Origin of the sequence: Geodermatophilus sp. DSM 45219, from assembly GCF_900104025.1 — a bacterium.
Lineage (GTDB): Bacteria > Actinomycetota > Actinomycetes > Mycobacteriales > Geodermatophilaceae > Geodermatophilus.
In genome coordinates this window covers 819,744-831,514 of sequence record NZ_FNIQ01000001.1, presented here as the reverse complement: position 1 = coordinate 831,514, position 11,771 = coordinate 819,744, and the positions used below count along the sequence as shown (strand labels likewise).

Annotated in this window: 7 protein-coding genes and 1 pseudogene; 2 read left to right on the top strand and 6 right to left on the bottom strand. The window is 74.7% G+C overall.

All coding sequences use genetic code 11. The features are described 5' to 3' along the window. The 6 genes from BLR12_RS04035 to BLR12_RS04010 all read right to left on the bottom strand — a co-directional run bounded on the left by BLR12_RS04035 (position 1) and on the right by BLR12_RS04010 (position 7,076). Positions 1-1,197, bottom strand: a complete 1,197-nt coding sequence (locus BLR12_RS04035) for a glycosyltransferase (RefSeq protein WP_091373687.1) — start codon at positions 1,195-1,197, stop codon at positions 1-3. Further along, on the bottom strand, positions 1,194-2,156 hold the full coding sequence (locus tag BLR12_RS04030; protein WP_091373685.1) for a glucosyl-3-phosphoglycerate synthase: 963 nt from the start codon (positions 2,154-2,156) through the stop codon (positions 1,194-1,196). The genes BLR12_RS04035 and BLR12_RS04030 overlap by 4 nt, the downstream gene beginning before the upstream one ends. A 283-nt stretch (positions 2,157-2,439) precedes the next feature. Then, on the bottom strand, positions 2,440-3,414 hold the full coding sequence (locus BLR12_RS04025; RefSeq protein ID WP_091373682.1) for a glucosyl-3-phosphoglycerate synthase: 975 nt from the start codon (positions 3,412-3,414) through the stop codon (positions 2,440-2,442). Between the two features lie 85 nt (positions 3,415-3,499). Beyond that, the gene (locus tag BLR12_RS04020) at positions 3,500-5,647 is read right to left on the bottom strand and encodes a phage holin family protein (protein WP_091373679.1); all 2,148 of its coding nucleotides are present in this window, start codon (positions 5,645-5,647) and stop codon (positions 3,500-3,502) included. Further along, positions 5,644-6,279 (bottom strand): DedA family protein, encoded by a 636-nt coding sequence (locus BLR12_RS04015; protein ID WP_091373676.1) that lies wholly within the window; start codon positions 6,277-6,279, stop codon positions 5,644-5,646. Before BLR12_RS04015 ends, BLR12_RS04020 begins: the two co-directional genes overlap by 4 nt. Next, complete coding sequence (locus tag BLR12_RS04010) at positions 6,276-7,076, bottom strand: MBL fold metallo-hydrolase (protein ID WP_091373673.1); 801 nt, start codon at positions 7,074-7,076, stop codon at positions 6,276-6,278. Before BLR12_RS04010 ends, BLR12_RS04015 begins: the two co-directional genes overlap by 4 nt. 300 nt (positions 7,077-7,376) lie before the next feature. Here BLR12_RS04010 and BLR12_RS04005 point away from each other — a divergent pair, with 300 nt between their 5' ends. Both BLR12_RS04005 and fdh read left to right on the top strand, forming a co-directional pair. Beyond that, positions 7,377-8,246 carry a hypothetical protein gene (locus tag BLR12_RS04005; RefSeq protein ID WP_091374363.1) on the top strand — a complete coding sequence of 290 codons (870 nt, stop codon included), beginning with the start codon at positions 7,377-7,379 and terminating at the stop codon, positions 8,244-8,246. A gap of 228 nt (positions 8,247-8,474) precedes the next feature. After that, positions 8,475-11,765, top strand: a pseudogene (fdh, locus tag BLR12_RS03995) (formate dehydrogenase). Positions 11,766-11,771: the final 6 nt, after the last annotated feature.

The following is an 11,771-nucleotide window of genomic DNA, read 5'->3' as shown; positions in this document are numbered from 1 at the left end:
TCAGCGCAGCGCGCGCTGGCCGCGGGGGAACGGCAGCCGTCCGCGCGTGCGGGCGCGGTCCAGCGTCGTGGCGTAGAGCCGTTCGTAGCCGTCGGCCATCACCGCGGGGGCGAACCGGCGGCGGGCCTCGGCGGCGCAGTCCTCCGGGTCGATCTCGCCGATCCGGCCCAGCGCCGCGGTGAACCCCTCCTCGTCGGTGGCCAGCAGGCCGGTCCGGCCGTCGTCCACCAGGGAGGGCAGGCAGCCGCGGGCCATGGCGACCACCGGCGTCCCGGCGGCCAGGGCCTCGCACACCGCCGTGCCGCCCGGCTCCTCCCAGCGGATGGGGAACAGGACGGCGCGGGAGGTGCGCAGCAGCTCCTCCTTCGCCGCGCCGCCGACGCTGCCGATCCAGCGCGCGTGCACGCCGTCGAGGTGCGGGTCGACGTGTTCCAGGAACCAGGAGACGTCGGGGTGCGACCGGGCGGGGTGGCCGGGGGTGCCGAGCGCCTGCTCCAGCGACTCCCGGTCGGGCAGGCCGCCGACCGGCCCGGCGAGCACCAGCGGCACCCCCGCGGCGCGGCAGGCGCGCAGCGCGGTGTCGATGCCCTTGGGCTCGCACAGCCGGGCCAGGACCAGCACCGAGCCGGACCGGTCCGTCCGCGGCACCGGCGGCGGGCCGTCGACCGGGACCGACAGCGGGACGACGCCGGCCACCTGCTCGCGCAGTCGCGGCGGCGCCTGCGCCACCTGGGTGTCGGAGACGCCGGCGAACCAGACCCGGCCCCGGCCGTCGAAGGAGGACCAGAAGTCGGCGTTGCGGCCGGTGTCCCAGTGCAGCGTGGCCAGGGTCGGCGGCGCCGCGTCCCCCAGGCCGGCGAGCAGTGCCGGGCCGACCACCTCGACGTGGCTGTGCACGAGGTCGAAGGGCTCGCCGGCCAGGGCGTGCTCGGCGAGGGTCGACAACACGACCTGCTCGTGGGCGTGCGCGGTGCCGACCACCTGCGGGTAGGGCCCGCCGAGCTGCTCGAACCGGCCGCTGGGGAAGGCGCTGACCAGGCCGTCGACCGGCAGCGTCGAGTCGCCGACGGAGGCCAGGACGACGGCGTGCCCGCGGGCGCGCAGCTCGGCGGTCAGCGTCGCCACGACGTTCTCCAGGCCGCCGTAGCCCGGCGGGGGGACCGGCAGCCACGGCCCGGCGTCCATCAGGATCTTCACGACCGGATCCCCCGGCGGCGCCCGGCGGCCCGGACCGTCCGCATCGGCGGGCGTTCCACCACCCCGACGTCCCAGCTGACCCCCTCGAGGCCGTCGGCGGTGCGCAGGAACTGCAGCAGCTCGCTGTCCGGCTTCGCCCCGCCGGGCCGGCGGGCCAGCGCCGTCTGCAGGATCTGCCCGGCCATGCGGCCCAGCGCGGCGTCGGCCTGGTGGGTGTGCTGCCGGGTGCCGAGGTCGACCTGGGCCAGCGCGTCCAGGCCGGCCAGGGCCACGAGGTCGACCAGCAGGCCCAGCTCCACGCCGTAGCCGGAGACGAACGGCACCTGCTCGAGCAGCTCGCGGCGGCCGGCGTACTCGCCGGACAGCGGCTGGACGAAGCCGGCCAGTTCGGGCCAGAAGGCGTTGAGCAGCGGGCGGGCGAGCAGCTCGGTGACCCGGCCGCCGCCCGAAGGCACGATGCCGTCGGTGGTGGTCAGCGGCCGGTCGTAGAGGGCCTTGACGTAGCCGACGGTGGGGTCGGTGAGCAGCGGTCCGAGCAGGCCGACGACGAACTGCGGGTCGAAGCCGATGAGGTCGGAGTCGACGAACACCAGCAGGTCGCCGCTGGTGGCGTGCAGTGACTTCCACAGCGCCTCGCCCTTGCCCGGCCGGCTGCCGTGGCGGGGGAGCACCGCGTCGGCGGAGACCACCCGGGCGCCGGCGGCGGCCGCGACCTCCGCGGTCCGGTCGCCGGAGCCGCTGTCGACGACGACGACCTCGTCGACCAGCGGGCAGCCCTCGACCAGGGCCTCGCGGATCGTGGCGACGATCGTGCCGACGGTGCGCTCCTCGTCGAGTGCCGGGAGCACCACGCTGACGGTGGAGCCATGGGTGTGTTTGACGCTGGCCAGGTCGGGTGCCGCCCACGTCTCGGCGGTGAAGGTGCGGTGCTGGAGCCAGCGTCGGACGTCAGGGCGCACGTGTCTCCCACAGGTCGGGTGCCGACCGCGATGCCGGCACGTGGTCCCCGTCGGGCGTCAGGATGCACGACAACGGGGGGTTTCGGCTCCCCTGCGTTTCTCAGCGTCCGCGACCCGTGACCGCCCGCAACCGAGGGCGCACGTGCGCGAACTCGCTGCGATGCTCCCGGCGGCGTCACCCGACGATGTCCCCGGGCCGGGTTCCGCCCCCGGTCCGCTCCTCGCTCGCTGCGATGCTCACTCGCTGTCGGCTCGGTCGCTCGCTGCGATGCTCCCGGCGGCGTCACCCGACGACGGCGTCCCCCAGCCGGGCGCGGTACTCCGGCACCGTCGCCATCGGCGGCCGCTCGTCGACCGCCACCGCGGTGCTGTGCGGGACGAAGCCGGCGCCGTCGTGGCGGAACTGGGTGAGCAGACCGCCGGCCTGGCCGCGGCCCGCGCGGGCCAGCACCGTGGAGACCACCTGCCCCGCCATCCGGCCCAGCGCCTCCTGGTCCTGGGAGGTGTGCCGGCGGACGCCGAGGTCCACCTGGGCCAGCCCGGCCAGGCCCGAGTGCTCCAGCAGGTCGACCAGCAGCCCGACCTCCACGCCGTAGCCGGAGACGAACGGCACCCGCTCCAGCGCCGACCGCCGCCCCGCGTACTCCCCGCCCAGCGGCTGCACGAACCCGGCGAGCTCCGGCCACAGGGCGTTGAGCAGCGGCCGCGCGGTCAGCTCGGTGACCCGCCCGCCGCCCGCCGGGACGGCCCCGCCCGCGTACTCGAGCGGGCGGGTGTAGCAGCCCTTGACGTAGTCGACCTGGGGATCGGCGAGCAGCGGGGCGAGCAGGCCGGGCACGAAGTGCGTGACGTCCCCGAGCAGGTCGGCGTCGAGGAAGACGACGAGGTCGCCGGTGGTCGCGGCCAGCGACTTCCAGAGCGCCTCGCCCTTGCCGGGGCGGCTGCCGTGGCAGGGGAGCACGTCGGCAGCGGCGACGACGTCGGCCCCCGCGGCGCGGGCCACCGCGGCCGTCGCGTCGGTGGAGTCGGAGTCGACCACCAGCAGCTCGTCGACCAGCGGGGTCCGCCGCACCCAGCGCTCGTGCAGCTCGCCGACGAGCCGGCCGACCGTCGCCTCCTCGTCGCGGGCGGGCAGGACGACGCTGACCCGGTGCTGCCCGCGGAGCTTGGCGCGCAGCAGCGCATCGAGGTCCAGCGCGTCGAGCGAGGGAGCCGAGGTGGTGCGGTGCTCGAACCAGGCGCGCGCGTCGGGTCGCATCCGCCCACTGTCGGGGAGGTGATCACCGGCGCGCCACGGCGCGCGACTCAGTTCACTCGGTCGTCATCCGCCGTGCTGCCCCTGGTCACGCCGGGACGTCGGAGCGGCGTCGTGCTGTCACGCTGAGTGCACCCACGGTCGCGTCGTCCGCCGCCGGCTCGGGGTGACCGAGATCGGTCAGCCACCCGCGCAGGACCCGGTGCAGGTGCTCGGCACCCACGATCTCGCCCGGCGGCCGGAACGAGCGCGGGTGCAGCAGGAAGGCGTGCTGCTGCGGCCCACCCAGGCCGCCGTGCGAGCCGACGTGCGGCTCGAACGCCGAGGCCTCGTCGGTGACCGGGTCGTAGCGGCTGTTGACGACGACGTCCGCGCAGTGCGGGAACGTCGAACCCCGGGCCACCAGGCCGGCGGCGTGCGGGCCGTAGGGGAGCAGCGGGTCCTCGCCGATCACCGCGCCCGACGCCAGGCGGTGCAGCCCGTCGCGACCGAGCGCCACCGGACCGTGCTCCTCGGAGTGCACGAGCAGGAAGCCGACGCCGTCGTGGTCGACCAGCCCGGGCAGCAGGGCCGGCCAGTGCCGCTCGATCTCCTCCAGCGACACCCGGCCGGGGAGGTCGGCGAAGGAGACCATCGCGGTGTGGCCGGAGACGGCGACCACCACGCCGGGGGCCACCCGCGGCACCCGGCCCTCCCGGTCGGTGGGCAGCTCGTGCGCGTGCGGCACCCCCTCGGCGCGTTCCCCCCGCTCCCGCAGCCGGCGGGCGATCGGCCCGCCGCCCTCGGCCAGCGCCGCCCCGACCTGCCAGCCCTCGGTGAGCCGCCGGCTGTCCCTGGGGCCGGTCAGGTGCCGCTCCGGCAGCTCGCCCGTCGCACCGCACAACCGGCCGACGAGCTGCTCGACGGTCTCCCCGAAGCGGGTGGCGAACGACTCGCCCTGGGTCTGCCCGTGGTCGGAGAGGCAGACCAGGTGGTACTCGCGCGGCGCCAGCTGGGCGGCGCGGTGCAGCCGGCCGATCTGCTGGTCGATGCTGTGCAGCACGGCGAGGCTGTCGGCCCGCTCCAGCCCGCCGTGGTGGGCGGCCTCGTCGTAGCCGAGGAAGTCCGCGTAGGCCACCGGCCGGCCGGCCAGCATGTCCTCGAGCAGCGCGAAGACGACGACGTCGCGGGAGATCACCGTCGTCCCCGGACGGGCCAGCGGGTAGATGCCGCCGCGTGACACCCGCGGCCGGACGTCGTCGCGGCGCTCCCGGGCCGCCGCGACCAGCTCGCGCTGGACGTCGACGAGGGAGACCGCGATGGTGCGCAGCGCGTTCACCGGGTTGGCGAAGTAGGCGTAGTAGCCGGCGCCGGCCCGGTCCCGGCGCTGCCGGGCCCGGCGGCTGGCGGCCGGGACGACGTGTGCCAGCGAGCTCATCGTGAGGCTGACGTGCGTCGCGTCGCCGGTGAACAGGTTGCCGCGGCTGGCCCCGCCGCCGGACAGCAGCCCGCGGCCGTCGGAGTGCGCCCGCTCGATCCCGGCGGCGTCGGTGGGCGAGGAGACCCGGACGATCCGGTCGCGCTCCTTGTCGTACCAGCGGAAACCGGGGATGTCGGCGTTGGACCCGTGCAGGATGCCGCAGACCGAGGCGCCGGTCTGCGAGCTCCAGTCGGTGTGCCAGGAGGTCAGCACGTGGCTGCCCGAGCGCAGCCAGGCGGCGAGGTTGGGCATCGACCCGTCGCGGACGGCGCGCCGCGCGGTGTCGTGGGAGAGCGCGTCGATCTGCAGGAACAGCACGCCGGGCGGGCGCGGCTCGCCGTCCGCCGTCCCCCGGGCCCGCCGGCGGACGCGGCGGAAGAACAGCTCGTCCTCGTCGAGGGCCAGCACGCTGCTGACCAGCCCGGAGACGCCGGCCATGGTGACCCCGACGACGACGGCGGTGCGCAGGTCGGCGATGACGACGCCGGGGACGAGGAAGGACAGGCCGAGCACCGCCGCGCCCAGCAGCAGGAAGCTGCCCAGGCCCAGGGTGAAGAAGGCCAGCGGCAGCGCGACCCGCATGACCAGCGGCCACACCACCCCGGTGAGCAGGCCGAGCAGCAGCGCGATGAGCGGTGGCTGCCACCACGAGGGCATCGCGAAGGCGCCGAGCCAGCGGTCGAGGACGACGAGCGCCGCGGTGCTGGCCGCCCAGGTGAGCAGGACGCGCGCCGGCGTCCGGCCCCGCTGGAGCACCCGCCCGGGAGGAGCGGTCATGCCGGGCCGCAGGCCGAGGCGTCGCGCTCGGGCTCCGGGTCAGGGGTGCGCCGGCGGTGCGCGCCGACCAGGTTCAGCACCGCGCCCACGAGCAGCACCAGCACGGTCGCCAGCAGGACGGCGACCAGCGGGGAGTCGAAGATGCCGCCGCTGAGCACGCCCAACGCGGCGTAGGCGACCGCCCAGAGGAACGCGGCGAGCAGGGACGCCGGCAGCAGCCGCCGCCAGGGGTAGGCCAGCGCGCCGGCGGCCAGCAGCACCGGGATGCGGCCGGCGGGCAGCAACCGGCCGACGACGACGATCTGCCAGCCGTGCCGGTGGAACTGGTCGCGGACCTCCTCGATCCGGTCGGCGTGCTGACCGCGGGCGACCCAGCGGACCGCCGAGGGCCCGCCGAACCGGCAGATCGCGAAGGTGACCAGGTCGCCGAGCCAGGCGCCGAGGGTGGCCACCGCGATGACCAGCGCGAGGTCGAGCTCGTGGGCGGTGACGGCGAACGCCGCACCGGCGCCCACGACGGCGCCGGTCGGGACGACGGGCACGACCGAGCCGAGCAGCACGCCGCCGAACAGCACCGGGTAGCCGATCGACGAGCCGTCGGTCCACCCGGCCGCGAGCGCGCCGGCGCTCACGACGTCGTCCCCACGTCGGCGGGGAGCATGACCGGCTGCCCGGGCTCGGCGACCGGCACCGCCGTGGGCAGGCCGCGGCCGGCGACCGCGGCCGCGAACTCGTGGGGTGGCTCGGTGAGCAGCCGGCGCATCAGCGGGCGCCTCGCGACACCCGGCAGCGCGAGCGTGCCCCAGTGCACCGGGACGGCGACCCGCGCCCGCAGCCGCGCCGCCGCCTCGGCCGCGCCCGCCGGGTCGAGGTGGCCGGGGCCGAGCGTGAGCCCCCAGCCCCACACCGGCAGCAGCGCGACGTCGACCCCGCGCCCGCCGAGCAGGGACATGGCGTCGGTCAGTCCGGTGTCGCCGGCGGCGTACACGGTGCACCCGCCGCCCTGGACCAGGTGACCGACGGCAGGGGTGTCCGGGCCGTGCGTCAGGCGCGGACCCCAGCGGTGCCCGGAGTGCGCGGCCGGGACGGCGGTGACCCGCAGCGCGCCGTGGGTCACCGCCTCCCCGGGCAGCACCTCGGTCACGTTGCCGAACCCGCGCGAGCGCAGCCACGCCCCGGCCCCGCGGGGGACGACGACGCGCGTGCCGGGACGGAGCAGCCGCAGCGAGGGCAGGTGCAGGTGGTCTCCGTGCAGGTGGCTGATCAGCACGAGGTCGACGCCGGCGTACGCCTCGGACGCGGGGACGGGGACCACGCGCTGCAGCGGCCCGACGCGGGGGGTGAGCACCGGGTCGGTCAGCACCGTGTGCCCGGCCAGCTCGACGCGCACCGTCGAGTGGCCGAGGAACTCCAGGTGCGGTCCGCCCACCCGGCCAGTATCGACCGAGGGTCCGACCATCCGGCACCGGTTTGACCCCTACGGGCACCCCCGGAGGTGGGTGCCACCCCGCCGATCCGCCGCCCGGCGCCGTCCCCCACCCCTCCCGACCTTCCCCTCCCTCTCGGCCGTGATCATGGGGTTGTTGCACGAGACACGCGACGACACGCCGTCCGGGTGGGCACGAACCCCATGATCACGGCGGAGGGGGTGGCGTCCACAGCGGTGCGGCCCGTCCACACGTCCCTGCCGCCGGCGCCACCGCGGCCGACCGACCCCGACGGTGTCGGTGTGACGGACATCGAGCTGGGCACCGCCTACACCTGGACCGGGGCGCGCGATCTCGGCGCGACCCGCCGGCAGATCGCTCAGGACGGCGTCCGCATGGGGCGCGGCCTGTACCTCTCCTCCGCCGTCGAGCCCGAGCTGACCACCCGCTGCCGCGCCTGGCGGCTGGTCCTCCCCGGTGACGTCGCCTTCGGGCTGGGGACGGCGGCGCGGCTGTACGGCGCGCCGATCGACGAGCCGCCGACCGTCCACGTCGTCGTCCCCTCCCGGCGGCAGCTGCCCCGGCGGGCCGGGGTCACTGTCCACGAGCGGCTGTTGGCGGAAGAGGACGTCGTGGTGACCGGCGGGCTGCCGCTGACGTCCGGCCCTCAGACGTTCCTCGACCTCGCCGCCCGGCTGCCGCCCGCGGAACTCGTCGCGGTCGGCGACGCACTGCTGCGCGCGGGGGAGATGGACGCCGGATCACTCGCCCGGCGGCTGGAGCGCGCCGACCGTGTGCGGGGCGTCGTCCGGGCCCGTGAGTGCGCCCCGCGGCTCGACGGGCGGGCGGCCTCCCGGCCGGAGAGCCTCGTCCGCCACTGGCTGGTGACCAGCGACCTGCCCGACCCGCAGGTGCAGGTGCCGGTGTGCGACCGGTGGGGGCGCGCGGTCGTGCACGCCGACCTCGGCTACCCGGAGTGGGAGGTGGCGCTGGAGTACGACGGGCGCCAGCACGCAGGCCCCGGCCAGTTCGGCCGCGACGTCGACCGCTACTCGCTGATGGCCGCCGACGGGTGGCTGGTCCTCCGCTTCGCCGCGCGGCACCTGGGCGGCCCGGTCGTCGTGGTCGAGCGCACGAGGCGGGCGCTGATCAGCCGCGGCTGGCGTCCCTGACGCGTCGCCGGCGACCCCGCGACCACCCGCCCGCCCGCGACTCCGAGGTGATCATGGGCTCGTTGCGGGCGACACGGGACGACGCGCCGGGAACGCCGGCAACGAGCCCGTGATCACGGCGCGACGACGGCCGTCAGGTCACGGAACGGAAACGGGAACGGCCGGTTGCCCCTGGTTGCGGCGGGTCCCACGGAGCCGGAGCGGCAGGAGAGTGGCAGAGTTGCCGGTGTGAAGACCTGGCTCGACGCGTGGCCGGTGTTCCGGCAGCTGACCGGCCCCGACCCCCTCGGACGCGGCGCGGCCGCGCGCAGCAAGGCGACGGAGAACGTGGTGAGCCGCACGGCCACCGCCGACCGCGTCGTGCAGAGCGTGTGCCCGTACTGCGCGGTGGGGTGTGGGCAGCGGATCTACGTCAAGGACGAGCAGATCGTCCAGATCGAGGGCGACCCGGACTCGCCGATCAGCCGCGGCCGGCTGTGCCCCAAGGGCAGCGCCAGCAAGCAGCTGGTCACCAGCCCCACCCGGGTGACGACGGTGAAGTACCGCCGCCCCTTCGGGACCGAGTGGGAGGACCTCGAGCTGGACACGGCGATGGAGATGATCGCCGACCGCGTGCTCGAGGCCCGCCGCAAGGGCTGGCAGGACGAGAACGACGGCAAGCGCGTCAACCGCACCATGGGGATTGCGAGCCTCGGAGGGGCGACCCTCGACAACGAGGAGAACTACCTCATGAAGAAGCTCTACAGCGCCCTGGGCGCGATCCAGATCGAGAACCAGGCCCGCATATAGCACTCCGCCACGGTGCCCGGTCTGGGTGCCTCGTTCGGTCGTGGCGGCGCCACGAACTTCCAGGAAGACCTCGCGAACTCCGACTGCATCGTCATCGAGGGTTCGAACATGGCCGAGTGCCACCCGGTGGGTTTCCAGTGGGTGAGTGAGGCCAAGGCGCGCGGCGCCAAGGTGATCCACATCGACCCGCGGTTCACCCGCACCAGCGCGATCGCCGACCTGCACGTCCCGCTGCGGATCGGCACGGACATCGCCTTCCTCGGCGGCCTCATCCGGTACGTGCTCGACAACGACCTGTACTTCAAGGAGTACGTCGTCGCCTACACCAACGCCGCGGCGCTGGTGAGCGAGCAGTTCGTCGACTCCGAGGACCTCGACGGCCTGTTCTCCGGCTTCGACCCGGAGAGCAACACCTACGACGAGGCCAGCTGGCAGTACGAGCCCGAGGAGCCGCCGCACTCGGGCTCCGACGACCCGGCCGGGGCCGCGGAGCAGGACCGCAAGGAGCAGGACCCGGAGATCAAGAAGACCGACAAGGCCCAGGCGGCCGGCAGCGGCGGCCCGCCGATCGCGGCCAAGCCGAAGCGCGACGAGACGCTGCAGCACCCGCGGTCGGTGTTCCAGGTCCTCAAGCGGCACTTCGACCGCTACACCCCGGAGATGGTGGCCGAGGTCTGCGGCATCGAGCCGGAGGTGTTCCTGCAGGTCGCCCGCTGGGTGACCGAGAACAGCGGCCGCGAGCGGACGACGGCGTGGGTGTACTCGGTGGGCTGGACGCAGCACAGCGTCGGTGCGCAGTACATCCGCACCTGCTCGATCCTGCAGACGCTGCTGGGCAACATCGGCCGTCCCGGCGGCGGGATCCTCGCGCTGCGCGGGCACGCGAGCATCCAGGGCTCGACCGACGTCCCGACGCTGTACAACCTGCTGCCGGGCTACCTGCCCATGCCGCACGCGCTGCAGCACGGGTCGCTGGACGAGTACTGCGCCGACGCGGCCGGCAAGGGCGGCTTCTGGGGCAACAAGCGCGCCTACATGACCAGCCTGCTCAAGGCCTGGTGGGGGGACGCCGCGACGCCGGAGAACGACTTCGCGTTCGACTACCTCCCGAAGATCGACGGCGACCACAGCTCGTACCGCACGATCGCCGACATGATCAAGGGCAAGGTCTCCGGCTACTTCCTGGTCGGTGAGAACCCGACGGTCGGCCACCCCAACGGGCGGATGAACCGGTTCGGGCTGGCCAACCTGGACTGGCTGGTCGTCCGCGACCTGCAGATGATCGAGTCGGCGACCTTCTGGAAGGAGTCCCCGGAGATCGAGACCGGGGAGCTGGCGCCCGAGACGATCGGCACCGAGGTCTTCTTCGTGCCGGCGGCCTCGCACGCGGAGAAGGAGGGGACCTTCACCCAGACGCAGCGGCTGCTGCAGTGGCGGCACAAGGCGGTCGAGCCGCCGGGTGACGCCACGAGCGACCTGTGGTTCTACTTCCACCTCGGTCGCATCCTGCGCGAGCGGCTGGCCGGCTCCACCGACCCGCGGGACCGCCCGCTGCTCGACCTGACCTGGGACTACCCGACCCACGGGCCCGACCAGGAGCCGAGCGCGGACGCGATCCTGCGGGAGATCAACGGCACCGGCCCGGACGGGCGCGCGGTGTCCGGCTACCTGGAGCTGAAGGACAACGGCTCGACGTCGTGCGGCTGCTGGATCTACTCCGGCGTCTACGCCGACGAGGTGAACCAGGCCGCCCGGCGCAAGCCCGGCCGCGAGCAGGGCCCGGTGGCCGCCGAGTGGGGATGGGCCTGGCCGTACAACCGGCGCATCCTCTACAACCGCGCCTCGGCCGACCCGGACGGCAAGCCGTGGAGCGAGCGCAAGAAGTACGTCTGGTGGGACGAGGAGGCCGGTCGCTGGACCGGCCTGGACAACCCCGACTTCGAGGCGACCAAGCGTCCTGACTACGTGCCGCCGGAGGGCGCCCGGGCGCAGGACGCGATCGGAGGCGCGGACCCGTTCGTCATGCAGGGCGACGGCAAGGCGTGGCTGTTCGCGCCCGCCGGGGTGGTCGACGGCCCGCTGCCGACGCACTACGAGCCGGCGGAGTCCGTCGTCGAGAACGCGCTGTACAAGCAGCAGGCGAACCCGACGCTCGAGCGCATCGAGGGCCCGTGGAACCGGGAGAACCCGCCGATGTCCGACGTCTTCCCGTTCCAGGTGACCACCTACCGGCTCACCGAGCACCACACGGCCGGCGGGATGAGCCGCACGCTGCCCTACCTGTCCGAGCTCCAGCCGGAGTTCTTCGTCGAGGTCAGCCCGGAGCTCGCCGAGCTGCGCGGCCTGACCAACGGTGAGTACGCCACGCTGGTCAGCTCGCGGACGGCGATCGAGGCGAAGGTGCTCGTCACCGAGCGGATCCGGCCGATCAGGCTGCGCGACGGCCAGGTCGTGCACCAGATCGGGATGCCCTACCACTGGTCCTACAGCGGTCTCTCGACCGGTGACGGGGCCAACGACCTGCTCGGGATCGTGCTCGACCCGAACACCCACATCCAGGAGGACAAGGTCAGCACCGCCGACATCCGGCCGGGACGGCGCCCGCGCGGCCCCGAGCTCATCGACTTCGTGGAGGCCTACCGGCAGCGCGCCGGTGTGCCCTCGGGGCGGGTCGGGGTGAACGGCCGCGACCCGGTCGCCGCCGACGCCGGCGAGGGATCGACCCTGTGACCGGAT